This window comes from Rhodococcus sp. DMF-1, assembly GCF_021441945.1.
Taxonomy (GTDB): domain Bacteria; phylum Actinomycetota; class Actinomycetes; order Mycobacteriales; family Mycobacteriaceae; genus Rhodococcus; species Rhodococcus ruber.
The window spans coordinates 4,417,163-4,434,187 of sequence record NZ_CP090442.1; the positions used below are offsets into that span (position 1 = coordinate 4,417,163).

Sequence of the window (17,025 nt, forward strand, 5' to 3'; positions counted from 1 at the left end):
CGCATGCGCACAAATGCGAGGTGGCGACGGACGCTGACCGGAACCGCGATCGGGGTGGCCGGGGGGACGCTGGTGCTGGCCGGCGTCGCGGCCCGGGTCGCGACGCCCGCGGCCGGGCGGTTGTACACCGTCGCCGATGCGCCGGCCGCGCCGGTGGTGATCGTGCCGGGTGCCCGCGTCCGGAACGGATGGCCCATGGCGATGCTGCGCGGACGCCTCGACGTGGCTGTCGCGCTGCTCGCGGACGGCCGCGCCCGCCGCGTGCTCGTCTCGGGCGACGCAGGAGGCCGCTCCGGGGACGAGATCGCGGCGATGACCGACTATCTGGTGGCACACGGTGTGGGGCGGGAAGTGATCGCCACCGACCCGTACGGGCTCGACACGTACGACACCTGTCTGCGCGCCGCGCAGGTCTACGGGGTGCGGACGGCGGTGATCGCCACCCAGGGATTCCATCTGCCGCGGGCCGTCGCGCTGGGGCGGCGGGCGGGGATCGACCTGGCCGGGGTGATCGCGGAGTGCGACTGCCGGCTGCGCACCCGGGTGCGCAACGTGCTGCGTGAGTATGTGCTCTCTCGTCCGAAAGCGCTTGTGGAGATGCATTTTCCGCGCCCTCCGCGGGTGACGGTGGGCGTGGGCGGCGCATCGGCCGGGATCCTCGCCTAGGGTCGTCGCATGCGACCTTCAGCCCTGATCACCGGTGGCAGCCGCGGCGTCGGCGCCGCCATCGCCCGGGAACTCGCCCCCAGTCACGACCTGCTGCTCGGCGGCCGCCGCGCGGAGTCGCTCCGGGCGATCTGCGCGGAGCTTCCGCAGGCGGCACCGTGGCCGGTCGACCTGCTCGACCACGCGGCGGTGGCCGCGGCCTGCTCCGGCATCGACCGGTTGGACGTGCTGGTGCACAGCGCGGGGCTCGCCGAACTCGGGACGATCGCCGACGGCGGAATCGCGCAGTGGCGGGAGATGTTCGAGGCGAATGTGGTGGCGGTGGTGGAACTGACGCGGCTGCTCCTGCCGGCGCTGCGGGCCGCGAACGGCCATGTCGTGCTGCTCAATTCGGGGGCCGGCCTGAACGCGAGGGCCGGCTGGGGCGCATACGCCGCCAGCAAGTTCGCGTTGCGGGCCTTCGCCGACGTCCTGCGGCAGGAGGAGCCGGCGCTGCGGGTGACGTCGGTGCATCCGGGCCGGATCGACACCGACATGCAGCGTGCGATCGTGGCGAGCGAGGGCCGGACCTACGAACCGGAGCGCTTCCTGAAGGCCTCGACCGTGGCACTGGCGGTGGGGCAGGCCGTTCGGACCCCCGTCGACGCGCACCCGACCGAGATCGTGCTGCGGCCCCGGTAGCCGTCGGCGCCGGACACGACAGCACCGTCGGAACGGCAGCACCGTCGGAACGGCAGCGCCGCCGGCGTCAGAACGGCAGTGGGATCACGACCGGCGCCCCGTTCGGCAGCTGGATGCGGATCTGGGGTGGCGGCGGCGGGGCCGGCGCCGGCGCCGGTGCCGGGGGAAGCGGCTCCGGCGCAGGCGGCGGCGGTGGCGGCGGCGGGGGAGGCGGCGGTGGCGGCGGCGGGGGAGGCGGTGGCGGCGGGGGAGGTGGCGGTGGCGGTGGCACCGGAGCCCGCGGCGCGGGCGCCGCGATCTCCGCCTCCGGCGCCGGCGGCGCGGGTGACGGTTCCGGTGCGGGCGGCGGTACCGGGTCGGCGGCCCCGGGCGCCGGCTGCTTGGGACCGGCGCCGATGGGCACCGCCAGCAGATTCCCGGTGGTGACGTCGACGACGGTCAGTTCGCCGACCGGCGCCGCTCCCGGCTGCACGACGAACAACCGTTCCTCGTCGAGGCCGGACCAGCGTTCTCCTTCGATCTCCTGACCCGAGGACAGAACGGGGGAGATCAGGGGACTTCCCGGCGCACACCGCACGCGAGGCACACCGCGGTCGTCGACCAGAACGACGGTTCCGGTCTCGAGGACCGACTGCACGGGCACCGCGCGTCCCCCGCGGTACTCGTGATCGGTGACCCGGGTGTCCGCCCGCAGCAGCACCGGTGTCAGGGTGCGCAGGTATGCGCGGGCGTCGGCGATGTCGAACACGTCGAGCCAGGCTGCCTGCTTGACCGGGTCCTGCTCGAGCGTGCCGGCGAGCCGCTCCCGGTCGCACAGCTCACGTTCGAGGCTGCCGCCGTAGAGGCCGGTCCGGTCTCCGGACACCGTCACCGGACCTCCGTCGGGCACGGGGAGCTCGGCCTGCGGCGCCGGTGGAACGGCGACCGGCACCTGATCCGGCAGGAGCAGGCCGCTCCATGGATGCTCGCCCCGCGATGTCGCCAGGTCCAGGCGAACCAGCTCGGTTCGCGACGGACCGTCCGTGGAGCATCCCCCCACGGCGAGCGCAGTCAGCGCGAGTACCATCCCGAATCCGCGCGCAGCGGTGCCGGCGGCCACCCGCCCATGGTAGGCGGAACCCCTCCGCGCCTCGGGTGGTTTCGGTCGGCTTCAGCCGTCGGACGTCAGGCGGACGCGAGCGATCCGGTGGCCGTCCAGTTCGCTCACGGTGAGGCGGTGACCGTCGAGGGTGATGCTGTCGCCGAGTCGTGGCAGGCGCTGGAGGTGGTGCACCATGCACCCCGCGACGGTCTCGTAGGGGCCCTTCGGCAGCCCGATCCCGGTGTCGCGTTCGAAGTCCTCGACGATCAGCAGACCGTCCACCTGCTGCGTGCCGGCCTGCGCCGGCGCGGACGGGGGCGCGGCCTGCCCGGTCGGTTCGAACTCGTCGCCGATCTCGCCGACGATCTCCTCGACGATGTCCTCGAGCGTCGCGATCCCGGCGGTGCCGCCGTACTCGTCGACGACGAGGGCGATCTGGTCGTTGGTGCGTCGCATCAGCGACAGTGTCGCGAGCGCCGGCTTGGAGGCGGGCAGCGCGAGGATGGGACGGCACACGTCCGCGACGGTCGGGGCGGTCGCCGGATCGGCGAGCAGCAGGTCGCGAAGGTGCACGAAGCCCACGACGTCGTCGAGCGACGTGCCGACGACGGGATACCGGCTGTGCGCGCCTGCCAGGGCCTGTTCGCGCGCCGCCGGGAGCGGGGTGTCGGCGGGCAGGAAGTCGACCTCGGTGCGCGGACGCATCACCTCGAGCAACGATCGCTGCCCGGCGTCGAACACCTCGGCGAGCACCGTGCGCTCGTCCTCCGGCACCGCCGAATGGCTGAGCAGCAGATCGCGCAACTCCTCGTGGGTGATCTCCTCGCTCCGGCGCGCCGGGTCGGCTCCCAGCAGCCGGACGAGCCCGTCCGTGGAGACCGACAACAACCAGATCACCGGTCGCATCAGGGTGGCGAAACGGTCCAGGGTCGGTGCGGTCAGCAACGACACCCCGGTGGACCGTTGCAGGGCGATGCGCTTGGGAACGAGTTCCCCGAGGACCAGCGAGAGGTAGGCGATCACCAGGGTGGTGCCGGTCAAGGCGACGGCGCTCGCCGCTGCGGCGGGCAGCCCCCACGACTCGAGCGCCGGGACGAGGTCGGGGGCGATCGCGGAGGCACCGTAGGCGGCGGAGAAGAACCCGGCCACGGTGACGCCGATCTGCACCGCGGACAGGAAGCGGTTGGGATTCTGCGCCAGCTCGGCCGTCCGCCGCCCCCGCCGGCCCCGCTCCTCGAGCGCACGGATCTGGCTCTCACGCAGCGACACCAGCGCCAGCTCGGTGCCGGCGAAGACGCCGCCGATCAGGACGAACACCAGAACCAGGAGGATGTCGGCGAGCGCGGTCATGGCGGCCACCCTGGACCGTGGGCCATGTCGTGTCACCTCATCGGGAGGACGCGGGATACGACTTCCAGTCTAGGAGAGCCCCGGCTGTTCGGGCACCGGCCGCACCTCAGGACGGATGTTCCACGTGAAACAGTTCAGGAGGCGGGGACGGTCTGCATGTCCTCCTGGCTCCAGTAGGCCTTCATGCCGGTGATCCGGGCGTCGTCGTCGAACGTCATGACGTCGATGACCTCCATGACGAGGTCCTGTTCGCCGAGGTGGGTGGTCAGCCGGAAGAGGAAGGCGGCGTTGCCGTCGGCGATCTTCAGGCTGAGCAGTTCCCCGGTCTGGATGAGCGGCTCGATCATCGAGTAGAACTCGCGCAGGGACGCCTCGGTGGTGCGCACGTCGGTACCCACCGGGTCCTCGACCGTGGCTCCGGGAGCGTAGAGGGCGAGCACCTCGTCCGTGGTCCCTTTGGCGACCGACCTGATGTAGGACTCGACGGTGGCGCGGATCGCGGCGGGAGTGGGAGCCATGCGGAAAACCTCCGTTGCTAGAACGCGTTCTAGCAACGGAGGTTAGCAGCGCACGCCGGGACTGGGAATGCCCGGCGGTACCGCCGCCTCGCGGGCACCCGTCCGCACCCGGCTCAGACGCCCGCCTCGGCGGTCGGCAGCAGCCGTTCGAGGACGTCGGCGAGGGTGATCAACCCGACCACCTGTCCGTTGTCGGTGACGGTGGCCAGGTGGTTGCGGGTCTCGCGCATGGTGCGCAGCGCCTCGTACACCGGCACCGTCGCCTCGAGGGTCAGCGCCGGGCGCATCAGCTCGGCGGCGGTGATCCCCGCCGCGGCGTGCAGGCTGTCGCGCACGTGCACCACCCCGTCGACGTGCCCGTTGCCGCGCACGAGCAGACGCAGGTGCCCGGTGCGCCGGGCGGTGTCCTGGATCTGCGCGGCGTCCGCGTCGGGCCGGACACTGCTCGGCCGGGCGTTGGGGCGGACGATGTCGCCGACGGTCAGCGCCTCGAGTTCGAGGGCGCTGGTCAGGTGGCCGTGGTAGCGCTCGTCGAGGGTGCCCACGGTGGCCGAGTGCTCGACCAGGTGCCGCAACGCGTCCGGGTCCTGGCCGGTGCCGACCTGGTCGACCGGGACGACCCCGACCCGCCGCAGGCACCAGTTGGCCAGGTGGTTGAGCTGCACGATGACCGGGCGGGTGACCCACATGAACGCCCGCATCGGGAGCGCGAGCAGGGTCGCCGACTTCTCCGGGTGCGCGATCGCCCAGGACTTCGGGGCCATCTCACCGACCACCAGGTGCAGGAACGTCACGATGATCAGCGCCAGGACGAACCCGGCGACGTCCGCCAGCCACAGCGGCGCACCCCAGTTCTCGAAGGCCGGGGTGAGCCAATGGTGCACGGCGGGCTTGGTCACCGCGCCGAGGGCCAAGGTGCACACGGTGATGCCGAGCTGGGACCCGGCGAGCAGGACCGACAGTTCCGAGGCGCTGCGCAACGCGGCGCGGGCCGAGCGGCTGTGCGGGGCGGCGTCCTCGAGGCGGTGCCGGCGCGCGGCGATGAGCGCGAACTCGACCGCGACGAAGAAGGCACTCGCCGCGATCAGGCCCACCGTCACGGCGAGCACGATCCAGGGGTTACTCATCGTCGCTCACCTCGTGATCAGTCCGTACGGTCACCAGCACCGACGCCGGCACGTGCCGGTCGATCCCGCGGACCTCCGCGAGCAGCGTCCGCGTCGGGGGCGAGTTCACGTGCGCCAGCTCCGCCGGATCGGGCTCGAGTGGGATCGCGACGGTGTCGCCGACAGTGGGCAGGCCGCCGAATTCGGCGATGACCAGCCCGGCGAGGGTCTCGTAGTCCCCCTCGGGCAGTTCGTGGCCCAGGGTGCGGGCGACCTCGTCGAGGTGCACGTCGCCGCGGATCACCCAGCCCTCACCCTGGCGGGTGATCACCTGCGTCTCGACGGCGGTGTCGTGTTCGTCGGCGATCTCCCCGACGAGTTCCTCGGCCATGTCCTCGACGGTGACGACGCCGGCGAAGCCGCCGTACTCGTCGACCACCAGCGCCATCTCCTCGTGCCCCTCGGTGAGCCGGGCCAGCACGTCCGGCAGCGGCAGGGTGGTGGGCACGATCACCGCGGGCCGGCACACCGTCCCGGCCGTGCCCGCCGCGGTGTCACGCGCGAGCAGATCGTGCAGGTGCACGACCCCGCGCAGATCGTCGGCGGACGCACCGACCACCGGGTACCGGGTGTGCCCCGCGCTCATCTTCGCGAGCACCTGCGTGATCGGTTCCCCGGCCCGGACGTAGTCCACCCGGGCCCGCGGAATCATGGCGTGCTCGGCGGTGCGGGTCGGGAAGTCCAGGATCCGGTCGAGCAGCGTCGACAACTCCTTGGGCAGCTCGCCGGCCTCCCGGGATTCGGCCACGATGTGCTCGAGGTCGCGGACGGTGGCCGAGTGCTCCACGTCGTGCACCGGTTCGATCCGCAACGCGCGCAGCAGCAGGTTCGACGAGGCGTCGAACAACTTGATCAGCCAGCCGAACAGCCTCAGATACAGCGTGGTCGACAGCGCCAGCCACCGCGCGACCGGCTCGGGCCGGGCGATCGCCAGGTTCTTCGGGAACAGCTCACCGAACACCATCTGCACCACGGTCGAGAACAGCACCGCCAGCACCGTGCCGACCGCCACCCCGACCGCGGTGGGGATCCCGACGCCGCCGAGGAGTTCGCCGAGGCCGCTGCCGATGAGCGGTTCGGCGACGTAGCCGACGAGCAGGCCGGTGACCGTGATGCCCAGCTGAGCGCCGGAGAGCATGAACGAGGTGCGGCGGGTGACCGACAGGGCGCGGGCGGCTGCGGTGTCACCGGCTTCGGCACGCGCCTTCAGCCGGGACCGGTCCACCGCCATGTAGGCGAACTCCTGGGCCACGAAATAGCCGGTCAGGGCCGTGATGGCCAGGACCACGAGGATGCCGAGTGCGATACCGAGGACTGTCAGCACGGTCGGCTCCGGGGGGCGGTGACGGACGGGCCGTCACTCTGGGGCGGGGAGGGTCTTCGAGGTTTGCGCTTGGCGCGTCTCATGGCTCTCTCTGCGATAGACGACGACTTCCTGTCACAGAATACGACGAACCGGGCCGCGGACGAGTTCCCGCCTGCCGCGCCGACCCGGTCACAGCGGCCGGGCCGGAACCCGACACCCGGCGCGGATACCACGCCGGAGCGGTCGGCAGTGCTTGGCTGTCCTGGCACACGGCCACACCCCGAGGAGCCTCGATGAACGAGACCACCACCTTCCCCCTGCCGGGGCATGCCGGCACCCTGGCCGCCCGGTGCTGGGTCCACGACCACCCCCGGTACGTCGTGCTGCTGTGCCACGGCTACGGCGAGCACGCCGGACGCTACGAATACGTGGCCACCCGGCTGGTCGCCGACGGTGCGGTGGTCTACGCCGTCGACCACACAGGGCACGGGCTCAGCGAGGGCGAACGCGTCCTGATCGAGGACTTCGAGCGGGTCGTCGACGACTTCCGCCTGCTCGACGCCACGGCCCGCAGCGATCATCCCGGCCTGCCGGTGGTGCTCGTCGGGCACTCGATGGGCGGGATGATCGCCGCCCGGTACGCGCAGCGCTACGGCTCCGAACTCGCCGCGGTGGTCCTGTCCGGCCCGGTGCTGGGCCGCTGGCCCGCGCTCGAAGCGATGCTCGCGGCAGAGCAGATCCCGGACGCCCCCATCGACCCCGCGACGCTGTCGCGGGACCCGGAGGTGGGCCGTGCGTACGTGGACGACCCACTCGTGTGGCACGGTCCCTTCAAGCGCCCCACCGTCGAGGCGCTGCAACACTGCCTCGACACGATCACCGCCGCGGGCACCGTCGGCGACGTGCCCGTGCTGTGGCTCCACGGCGAGGACGACGGGCTCGTCCCCCTCGGGGGCAGCCGCGAGGGCTGGGCGACGTTCGCCGGCCCGCAGTCGACGTCGAAGGTCTACCCCGGGGCGCGGCACGAGATCTTCAACGAGACCAACCGCGACGAGGTTCTCGACGACGTCGTCGATTTCGTCCACTCACGGATCGCGGCGGGCGGCCGATGAGCACCCGGTCGCGGGCGCCGGCACGTCAGCGCTCGTCCGGCGCCGGTTGCCGGGACGGCGGCCGGGACGTCGCGGAAGGCGGCCGGGCCGCCGGGGACGGCCGCCGCTCGCCGGACGGGTGAGGGCGGTCGGCGGCCCGCTCCGGCGCGACCGGGTCGCCGTCAGGATTCGCCGGCGTGCGCGCGCAGCTCGAGCGCGACGAAGGACTGCACCATCGCCGTGAACACCGCTTCCGCGACAGCGGGGTCTGCTCCCCGCGCGGCCGCCGCCTCGGCCGCGCGCCGGATCACGAGCAGGGCCCGGTCGGGCGCCGCGACCTCCGCCGCGGTGGACTTCAGTTCGGCTGCGCGGCGCACCAGAGCCTCACGCTCACAGAGCAATTCGACCAGTTTCGCGTCGAGTCCGTCGATAGCGGCACGGACGGCCGCGAGGTCGGGAAGAGACCGCTCGGTATCGGGTGCGTTCATGCGCGCATTGTGGCATGCCACGCGGTGCGCTCCCGAGAACGGACCGGTCGACTACCTGACCACGTTCACCATCTTGCCCGGTACGACGATCACCTTCCGGGGTGCCGCGCCCTCGAGGAGGGCGGCGATCTTCTCGTCCGCGAGGGCGGCCGCCTCGATCGCTTCCCGCGCCGCGTCGGCCGGCACGGTGATGCGGCTGCGCACCTTGCCGTTGACCTGGATCGGGTACTCGACCGTGTCCTCGACGAGCCACTTCTCGTCCGCGACGGGGAACGGGCCGTGCGCGAGCGACTCGGTGTGCCCGAGCCGCGACCACAGTTCCTCGGCGAGGTGCGGGGCGACGGGCGCCAGCATGAGCACGAGCGGTTCCACCGCCGTCCGCGGCGCCCCGTCCGGGTACGCCTTGGTGAGGTGGTTGGTGTACTCGATCAGCTTGGCGATGGCAGTGTTGTCGCGCAGGCCCGCGTAGTCGTCGGACACGCCCGCGATCGCCTTGTTGAGGGCACGCCGCGTCTCGTCGGTCGGCTCGGCGTCGGTGACCCGCAGCGTGCCGGCCTCCTCGTCGATCGCGGCCCGCCACACCCGCTGCAGGAACCGCTGCGCACCGACGACGTCCTTGGTCGCCCACGGCCGGGACTGGTCCAGCGGGCCCATCGACATCTCGTACACCCGCAGCGTGTCGGCGCCGTAGTCGTCGCAGATCTGGTCCGGCCCGACGGAGTTCTTCAGGGACTTGCCCATCTTGCCGTACTCGCGGTGCACCTCCTCGCCCCGGTAGAGGAACTTCCCGGCGCGCTCCTCGACCTCCTCGGCCGGCACGTACACGCCACGCGAATCGGTGTAGGCGTACGCCTGGATGTAGCCCTGGTTGAACAGGCGCCGGTACGGCTCGGACGAGGTGACGTAGCCGAGGTCGAACAGCACCTTGTGCCAGAACCGCGCGTACAGCAGGTGCAGCACGGCGTGCTCGACACCGCCGACGTACAGGTCGACCCCGCCGGGGTCGTGCGGGCCGTGGATCTGCGGACGCGGACCGGTCCAGTACGCCTCGTTCTCCTTGGCGCAGAACTCGTCGCTGTTCGTCGGGTCGATGTAGCGGAGCTGGTACCACGAGCTGCCGGCCCACTGCGGCATCACGTTGGTGTCGCGGGTGTAGTGCTGCAGCCCGTCACCGAGGTCGAGCTCGACGTTCACCCACTCCTCGGCCTTGGCCAGCGGCGGCGACGGCTCCGAACTCGCGTCCTCGGGATCGAACGACACCGGCGCGTAGTCCTCGACGTCCGGAAGTTCCACCGGCAGAGCCGACTCCGGCAGGGCGTGCGGGTTGCCGTCGGCGTCGTAGACGATGGGGAACGGCTCGCCCCAGTACCGCTGCCGCGCGAACAGCCAGTCCCGCAGCTTGTACTGGATGGTGCCGGTGCCCGCGCCGGACTCCTCGAGCCTCGCGATGATCGCCTTCTTCGCGTCGGCGACGCTCAGCCCGTTCAGCTCGCCGGAATTCACGAGCGTTCCGTCGCCGGTGTACGCCTCCTGCGAGATATCACCGCCCGCAATCACTTCCACGATCGGCAGGCCGAACGCGGTGGCGAACTCCCAGTCGCGCTGATCGTGACCGGGCACGGCCATGATCGCGCCCGTGCCGTACCCGGTGAGCACGTAGTCCGCGATGAACACCGGCAGCGACTGCCCGTTCACCGGGTTGACGGCGTAGGCGCCGACGAAGACGCCGGTCTTCTCCTTGCTCTCCTGCCGCTCGAGATCCGACTTCGCGGCGATCGACGCCCGGTAAGCGGCGACGGCCTCGGCCGGGGTGGCGGCGCCACCGGTCCAGCGCTCGTCGACCCCCTCCGGCCACGCACCGGCGACGATCTCGTCGACGAGCGCGTGCTCGGGCGCCAGCGTGACGTAGGTGGCACCGAACAGGGTGTCGGGGCGGGTGGTGAACACCTCGATGTCGCGGCCGGTCTCCGCATCGCCGGCGCCCCGCACCGCGAACTTCACCTGCGCTCCGTGCGAGCGCCCGATCCAGTTGCGCTGCATGGTCTTGACCTTCTCGGGCCAGTCCAGGTACTCGAGGTCGTCGATGAGACGGTCGGAGTAGGCGGTGATCCGCATCATCCACTGCTGCAGGTGCTTGCGGAACACCGGGAAGTTGCCGCGCTCGGAGCGGCCGTCGGCGGTGACCTCCTCGTTGGCCAGCACCGTGCCCAGACCCGGGCACCAGTTGACGAGGGAATCCGAGCGGTACACCAGCCGGTACTCGTCGAGGGCGGCGAGCCGCTCGGCCTTCGACAGCGACGCCCAGTCGCGTCCGTCCGCGAGCGTGCGGGCGCCGGCGTCGAGTTCGGCGGCGAGCTCGTCGATGCGGCGCGCCCGGTTCTGCTCCGGGTCGTACCAGGCGTTGTAGATCGTCAGGAAGATCCACTGGGTCCAGTGGTAGAAGTCGACGTCCGTCGTGGCGACCGAGCGCCGCTCGTCGTGGCCCAGCCCCAGCCGGCGCAGCTGCCGCTGCATGTTCTCGATGTTGGCCTCGGTCGTGGTGCGCGGGTGCGTGCCGGTCTGCACCGCGTACTGCTCGGCCGGCAGTCCGAACGCGTCGTAGCCGAGCGTGTGCAGGACGTTGTGCCCCAGCATGCGGTGGTACCGGGCGTAGACGTCGGTGGCGATGTAGCCGAGCGGATGCCCGACGTGCAGGCCGGACCCCGACGGGTAGGGGAACATGTCCTGCACGAACAGCTTGTCCTCGGGGACGTCGCCGGCGAGCGGGCCGACCGGATTCGGCGCGTTGAACGTGCCACGCTCGCGCCACTGATCCTGCCACCGCTGCTCGATCCGGCCGGCGAGATCGGCGGTGTATCGGTGCTGCGGGGTGGCGTCGGACGACGAGGTGGAGGGCTGCACAGGACGAGTCACGGTGGTCGCTATCTACTTGGCTGACGTCGGTTACCTCCGACCAGGGTAGAGCGTGGCCTGCCCCGGCCCGACCAGCGGCTGCGTCTCCCACGTATCCTCGAGGGGTGTTGATCGTCGCCCTCGTACTGTTCGTGCTCGCTCTCGTCGTCGCCGGGGTCGCCGTCGCGGGTCTGACCGGACGGCTGCCGCGCAACCGGTGGGCGGGTGTGCGCACCGCGGAGGCCCTGCGCGACGAGGAGACGTTCGCCCTGGCCAACAAGGTCGCGGCTCCCAGTCAGCTCGGTGCGGCGGGCCTGCTCGTCCTCGGCGGCGTGGGCGCGCTCACGCTCGACACGGTCCCAGGCCTGATCGCCGTCGTGGGTGCCGGTATCGCCGCCTTCTTCACCGCCGGTGTCGGCGGTTCCATCGGTGCCCGCGTCGCGGCAGCCAGCGCTCCGGCCGAGACCGCCGGCTGCGGCACGTCGTGCGGGGCGTGCAGCCTGCGCGGCGCCTGCGAGCCGACCGCCTGAGCGAACCCCCACCGCCCGAGCGCAGCGGCGGGTGCGACGTCACCGTCCGAGCGCAGCGGCGGGCGCATTGTCACCGCCCGAGCGCAGCGGCGGGCGCGACGTCACCGCCCGAGCGCAGGAATCTGCGGGAGGGTTCCCGAGCGCGCGTTCGGACGCGATACTGACAGGGTGACCCCGGCACTGGCCGGCGCCCGATTGAGGTCCACGATCCGCGATGCGGCCGCCGCGGCGACGGACTCGACCGAGTTCCGGGAGGTCGTCCTGGACGCGATCCGCGCCCGGGTGCCCTACGACGGTGTCTGCCTGGCCACCACCGATCCCGCGGTGCTGATCCCCACCGCGCTGACGACTCGCGGTTACGAGACCCCGCGGGTGTACGCGACGGCCCTGGAACTCGAGTACGGTCCCGATCCGGTGCCGAGCGGCTTCGGCTCGTTGCTGGGCCGGGCGGTCCCCATCCGCACGCTCCGGGAGGTGACGGGCGACCACGTGACGAGCAGCCGCCACTACGCCGACGTGCTCGCGCCGAGCGGCATGCACGACGAGGTGCGCATGCTCTTCCGCGGTCGCGACGGGGCGTGCTGGGGCGCGTGCACGATGGCCAGGCGACCGGGCTCGGAGTTCGCCGACGAGGAACTCGACACTCTGGGCGCCGTCCTCATCGACATCGGGGAAGGGTTGCGCACCACGTTGTTCCGCAGCAGCGCACATGCCCCGGCCCCGGGCCCGGACGGACCGGCGGTGGCGGTCGTCGGACCCGACGACGAGTTCGAGTCGATCACCGCCGCCGCCCTCGAGTACTTCGAACGACTCGGCTGGGGCCCGCCCGGCAATCCCGAAGCCGCTGCGCCCGCGGTATCGGCGGCACTGTGGCTGCGGCGTTCGGGGGCGGATGCCACGGTCCTGCGGGCCCGCACCCTCGACGGGGAATGGCTCGTGATCCGCGTCGGACGATTCGACAGCGAGCATCCGCCCCGGCGGGTGCTGATGACCGTGGAACGGGCGCAGCTCCCCGAGATCGTCACCCTGGTGGCGGCAGCACACGGACTGACCCGCCGCGAATCCGAGGTTCTCGCTTTGCTTCTCGCCGGCAGGACCCGTCACGAGATCGCCCGCGTGCTGGGCATCAGCCCGTACACCGTGCAGGACCATCTGAAGGCCGTGTTCGCCAAGACCGGCGTCAACAGCCGCGCGACCCTGGTCGCCAAGCTCGCACACACCGAGTACGTGCCCCGTCTGGGCACGCCCGTCGGCGCCGACGGCTTCTTCGAGCGGCCGCCGCGGCCGGCCCCGGTGAACTGACGCCGGCGCGCGGGGACCGCCTCACCCCCAGCGGCGTACACGCTGGTAGCGCGGGTTCCACCAGAAGCGGTGGACGAGCCGCAGGGGCATTGGCAGTTCACTCAGGACCAGACGAGCCTGCTCGGGCGTGGCGCCGTCGACGACGTACGGGCCGACCTGCGCGATCTCGCTGTAGGAGAGTTCCTTCACCGCCGCTGTGGACAGGGCGTGCCATTCCTGCGTGGTGATCACCTCCCGGATGAGGGGGAAAGCGTCGCGCTCCTCGTGCGCGAGGTGCGACCGCAGCAGTCCGACGAGGTCGTCGATGCGATGAGGCACCTGCTCCGGCCCGTGCTCCCGATCGTCGAACGCTTCCTCGAGCGCGGCGAGCGTCGGATCGATGAGAGAGTGCTCGGCCTCCATGTCGTCGAGCACCGCGAGATCGTCCGGCCGGTCGGCGAGCCTGCGGCGCATCAGCGGCCAGATGTGCGTGTCCTCGATCCGGTGATGGTGGTGCAGTTCCCGGCTGAAGCCGTGCCAGCCGACGAGCAGCGCGTCGTGGACCTCGTCGGTCTCGGTGCCGTAGGTCTGTGCCACGTTCGCCAGGCGTCCGACGTCGCGCCGGAAGGCCGCGTGCAGCAGCGTCATCACGACCATGTCGTCGTCGGTCAGGGCAGTGGATCCGGTGGTGGTCATGTCGGCCTCGATCCTGTCGTGCTCGAGTTCTCTCTACGAGCCTGCAACCCCGGGCTCCGGCCCTCAATCCCCCGTTCGAGGGGGTCGCCGGTGATGCCGTTTCCCTACGCTGGGGCCGTGACCACCCGCCGCGTGATCGACCCCGCCGGGGCCCTGTTCGGCCTGGGCCTGCCTCTCGTCGCCGCCGCGGCGACACTGCTGCTGACTCGAATGTGGGAATCGCGGCTGCCCCCACGGATCGCCACGCACTGGTCCGGGTCCGGGCCGGACGGATTCTCGGACCCGGTCTCGTTCTCGTGGACGGTGGCGCTGGTGATCCTGCTGGTCGGCGGCGGCTGCAGCGCGATCGCGGCGCTAGCCCCCGCGATGCTGCTGATGCGCCGCTACATGCTGGTGCTCGGTCTCGGCGTGACCGGTCTGCTGTCCACCCTGGGTGTGACGGTGCTCGCGAGCCAACTGGACACCCCGGCCGAACAGGCACAGCTGCCGATGTGGAGCATCGGCGCGGGCGTCGCGCTCGGCGTCGCCGTCGGGGTGTTCGGCGCGTCCCGGTTGCGGGATCACCGGGTCCGGCGGCCGGCAGCCGCCCGCCCGGATCCGGCGCTGCCGCGCGGGCCGGTCGAGCTGCCGATCGTCGAACAGGTCGGCACCGGGACGCGCACCACTGTGGTGCTGGCGGCGCTGGTGGTGGCACCGGCCGTCGTCGTGTGCGGCGCGGCGCGCAGCTGGTGGCCGCTGGCGATCTTCCTGCCGGTCGCCGTTCTCGTGCTGAGCCTGCTGCGGTTCCGCGTCGTCGTCGACGACACGGGCGTGCGGGTGCAGAACCTGGGAATGACGGCGGTGGACTACGACCTCGACGAAATCGTCGGCGCGCGGGTCGCGCACGTCCGCCCCTTCCAGGACTGGGGCGGGTGGGGACTGCGCGCCAAGGGGCGGGGCCGGTACGGCCTCGTCACGATCACGGGTCCCGCGCTGGTGCTCACCGTCGCCGGTGGGCAGGAGTTCACCGTCACTGCGGCGCAGGCGGAACGCATGGCCGGCGCGCTGAATGCGCTCGCCGACCGTCGCTGACCACCGGCCGGCGGATACCGCTTCCCGAACACGCCGCGAGTGCGTGGCCGATCCGGTCTAATGGGAGCGATTGCCGACGAGTACAGCGATTGCCGACGAGTACGGAGGCCGACGTGAGCCATCGGAAGCGGTTGCACCCGGACGGAGTCCTCGCACCGGCGTACACCGGGCGCATCGACAGCGAGCCGGTTCCGGCGCTGCGGCTGCCGGCGCACTCGATGGACCCGGCGGAGGCGTACCGGTACATCCACGACGAACTGATGCTCGACGGCAGTTCGCGGCTGAATCTCGCGACGTTCGTCACCACCTGGATGGAGCCGCAGGCCGACGTGCTCATGGCCGAGACGTTCGACAAGAACCTCATCGACAAGGACGAGTATCCGGCGACGTCGGCGATGGAGGAGCGCTGCGTGGCGATGGTCGCCGACCTGTTCCACGCGCCGGGGCTGTCCGACGTCGACCCGGGTACGGCGACGGGTGTGTCCACGATCGGCTCGAGCGAGGCGGTGATGCTCGCCGGGCTGGCACTCAAGTGGCGCTGGCGGGCCCGGCGGCAGGCGGCGGGACAGGACACTGCACGCCCGAACCTGGTGCTGGGCAGCAACGTTCAGGTGGTGTGGGAGAAGTTCTGCCGCTACTTCGACGTGGAGGCGAAGTATCTGCCCATGGAACCCGGGCGGTACGTCGTCACCCCGGAACAGGTGCGAGAGGCGGTGGACGAGAACACGATCGGGGTGGTCGCGATTCTCGGCACAACGTACACCGGCGAGCTCGAGCCGGTCGCCGAGATCGCCGCCACGCTCGACGACGTGGCCACTTCGGGCGGTCCCGACGTGCCGCTGCACGTGGATGCGGCCAGCGGGGGATTCGTCGTGCCGTTCCTGCAGCCGAAACTGAAGTGGGACTTCCGGGTGCCGCGCGTGGTGTCGATCAACGTCAGCGGCCACAAGTACGGACTGACCTACCCGGGCATCGGATTCGTGGTGTGGCGCGACAAGGAACACCTGCCCGAGGAACTGGTCTTCCGGGTCAACTACCTCGGCGGCGACATGCCCACCTTCACCCTGAACTTCTCACGGCCGGGAAACCAGATCGTCGGCCAGTACTACAACTTCCTGCGGCTCGGCCGCGACGGGTATCGCCGGGTGATGGAGACGCTGCGCTCGACCGCGAGCCGCCTGGCCGAGCAGCTCGCCGGGCTGGAGGGGATGCGCGTGATCTCCGACGGTACCGCCATCCCGGTGATCGCATTCGAGCTGACCGGCGACCCGGGGTTCACCGTGTTCGACGTCTCGCACGAGCTGCGGGCGGGCGGCTGGCAGGTGCCCGCCTACACCATGCCGGCCGACGCCGAGGAGGTGGCGGTCCTGCGGATCGTGGTGCGGGAGGGGTTCAGCGCCGATCTCGCGCGGCAACTGTTCGCCGACATCGAACGGGTGTGTACCGAATTGCGCAAGGAGGGTCCGCTCCGGCACTCCAGCGAGCAGCACTTCGCGCACTGAGCTCCCACGTCACGCACCGAGCTCCCACGTCACGCACCGAGCCCTCACTTCGCGCACCGAGGCCGGGAGCGTTCAGTTCCGCTCGACCTCGATGGGATGGGTGGCCAGCAGCGCGAGCGGCAGCGGCTGCCGGCGCAGCACCCGCGCCCACAGGTCGACCCGCGGCGGCCCGAGGATGTCCTGGGGGAGGGCGGAGATGACCATCCAGTCGTCGTTGTCGAGTTCGCCGTCGAGCTGCCCGGCGCTCCATCCGGCGTAGCCGGCGAAGATGCGGATGCCTTCGACGAGCGGGCCGATGACGGCCGGATCGGAGTCGAGGTCGATCATGACCACCCGTCCGTCGATCCGGCGCACCCCCGGCACTCCGTCGACCGAGACGCCTACGCGCAGCGTACCCAGGCACAGGGCCGAGTCCCGCCGGACGGGGCCGCCGACGTAGAGCGCCTTGGGTGCGGCGCTGAGCTCCGTCCACTGCGGCAGCACGGCTTGGACCGCGGTGTCGCTGGTGCGGTTGAGTACCACGCCGAGACTGCCCACGTCCCCGTGCTCGATGATGTAGACGACTGTTCGCCGGAAGGTCGGCTCGACGAGATCGGTGGCCGACACGAGCAGCGTTCCGGGTCGGACGGCCGGTGTCGCCGGTGCCGTGCGGTCCTCGGGTTCGTCCTGATGCTGCGCCACCCCGACATCATCCCACCGTCGCCGA

At 71.4% G+C, this 17,025-nt stretch carries 16 protein-coding genes; 7 read left to right on the forward strand and 9 right to left on the reverse strand.

Annotated elements, in window-relative coordinates; all coding sequences use genetic code 11:
* Positions 1-3: 3 nt before the first annotated feature.
* On the forward strand, positions 4-666 hold the full coding sequence (locus LZP97_RS20235; RefSeq protein WP_225223001.1) for a SanA/YdcF family protein: 663 nt from the start codon (positions 4-6) through the stop codon (positions 664-666).
* A 9-nt stretch (positions 667-675) separates the two neighbouring features.
* Positions 676-1,347 (forward strand): SDR family oxidoreductase, encoded by a 672-nt coding sequence (locus LZP97_RS20240; RefSeq protein WP_010595393.1) that lies wholly within the window; start codon positions 676-678, stop codon positions 1,345-1,347.
* Positions 1,348-1,414: 67 nt separating this feature from the next.
* On the opposite strand, the gene LZP97_RS27305 is transcribed toward LZP97_RS20240, so the two are convergent.
* From LZP97_RS27305 to LZP97_RS20265, 5 genes are all read right to left on the reverse strand, one after another.
* Positions 1,415-2,218: a DUF6777 domain-containing protein gene (locus tag LZP97_RS27305; RefSeq protein WP_237713763.1), complete on the reverse strand. Its 804-nt coding sequence runs from the start codon at positions 2,216-2,218 to the stop codon at positions 1,415-1,417.
* 279 nt (positions 2,219-2,497) lie between these two features.
* Entirely contained in the window at positions 2,498-3,778 is a 1,281-nt protein-coding gene (locus LZP97_RS20250) for a hemolysin family protein (protein ID WP_010595395.1), read from the reverse strand.
* A gap of 134 nt (positions 3,779-3,912) precedes the next feature.
* Complete coding sequence (locus LZP97_RS20255) at positions 3,913-4,296, reverse strand: nuclear transport factor 2 family protein (protein WP_010595396.1); 384 nt, start codon at positions 4,294-4,296, stop codon at positions 3,913-3,915.
* Positions 4,297-4,409: 113 nt separating this feature from the next.
* On the reverse strand, positions 4,410-5,423 hold the full coding sequence (locus LZP97_RS20260) for a hemolysin family protein (RefSeq protein ID WP_048771194.1): 1,014 nt from the start codon (positions 5,421-5,423) through the stop codon (positions 4,410-4,412).
* On the reverse strand, positions 5,416-6,786 hold the full coding sequence (locus LZP97_RS20265) for a hemolysin family protein (protein WP_048771192.1): 1,371 nt from the start codon (positions 6,784-6,786) through the stop codon (positions 5,416-5,418). The genes LZP97_RS20260 and LZP97_RS20265 overlap by 8 nt, the downstream gene beginning before the upstream one ends.
* A gap of 275 nt (positions 6,787-7,061) precedes the next feature.
* Here LZP97_RS20265 and LZP97_RS20270 point away from each other — a divergent pair, with 275 nt between their 5' ends.
* Entirely contained in the window at positions 7,062-7,880 is an 819-nt protein-coding gene (locus tag LZP97_RS20270; protein ID WP_010595399.1) for an alpha/beta hydrolase, read from the forward strand.
* Between the two features lie 161 nt (positions 7,881-8,041).
* Here LZP97_RS20270 and LZP97_RS20275 read toward each other — a convergent pair whose 3' ends face one another.
* On the reverse strand, positions 8,042-8,347 hold the full coding sequence (locus LZP97_RS20275; RefSeq protein ID WP_010595400.1) for a chorismate mutase: 306 nt from the start codon (positions 8,345-8,347) through the stop codon (positions 8,042-8,044).
* A gap of 51 nt (positions 8,348-8,398) precedes the next feature.
* Positions 8,399-11,260 (reverse strand): leucine--tRNA ligase, encoded by a 2,862-nt coding sequence (leuS, locus tag LZP97_RS20280; RefSeq protein WP_040273061.1) that lies wholly within the window; start codon positions 11,258-11,260, stop codon positions 8,399-8,401.
* A 104-nt stretch (positions 11,261-11,364) separates the two neighbouring features.
* Between leuS and LZP97_RS20285 the strand changes: the two genes are divergently transcribed.
* The gene (locus tag LZP97_RS20285; protein ID WP_010595402.1) at positions 11,365-11,769 is read left to right on the forward strand and encodes an SdpI family protein; all 405 of its coding nucleotides are present in this window, start codon (positions 11,365-11,367) and stop codon (positions 11,767-11,769) included.
* 168 nt (positions 11,770-11,937) lie between these two features.
* The gene (locus LZP97_RS20290) at positions 11,938-13,071 is read left to right on the forward strand and encodes a response regulator transcription factor (protein WP_010595403.1); all 1,134 of its coding nucleotides are present in this window, start codon (positions 11,938-11,940) and stop codon (positions 13,069-13,071) included.
* A 21-nt stretch (positions 13,072-13,092) separates the two neighbouring features.
* On the opposite strand, the gene LZP97_RS20295 is transcribed toward LZP97_RS20290, so the two are convergent.
* Positions 13,093-13,746, reverse strand: a complete 654-nt coding sequence (locus LZP97_RS20295) for a hemerythrin domain-containing protein (RefSeq protein ID WP_010595404.1) — start codon at positions 13,744-13,746, stop codon at positions 13,093-13,095.
* Between the two features lie 117 nt (positions 13,747-13,863).
* On the opposite strand from LZP97_RS20295, the gene LZP97_RS20300 reads away from it, so the two are divergent.
* Both LZP97_RS20300 and LZP97_RS20305 read left to right on the forward strand, forming a co-directional pair.
* The gene (locus LZP97_RS20300) at positions 13,864-14,817 is read left to right on the forward strand and encodes a hypothetical protein (RefSeq protein WP_026137837.1); all 954 of its coding nucleotides are present in this window, start codon (positions 13,864-13,866) and stop codon (positions 14,815-14,817) included.
* A gap of 113 nt (positions 14,818-14,930) precedes the next feature.
* A complete protein-coding gene (locus LZP97_RS20305) occupies positions 14,931-16,319 on the forward strand; it encodes a glutamate decarboxylase (RefSeq protein WP_017681041.1) in 1,389 nt (462 codons plus the stop codon).
* Between the two features lie 72 nt (positions 16,320-16,391).
* Here LZP97_RS20305 and LZP97_RS20310 read toward each other — a convergent pair whose 3' ends face one another.
* Positions 16,392-17,000 (reverse strand): YqgE/AlgH family protein, encoded by a 609-nt coding sequence (locus LZP97_RS20310; protein WP_017681040.1) that lies wholly within the window; start codon positions 16,998-17,000, stop codon positions 16,392-16,394.
* Between the last annotated feature and the right edge of the window lie 25 nt (positions 17,001-17,025).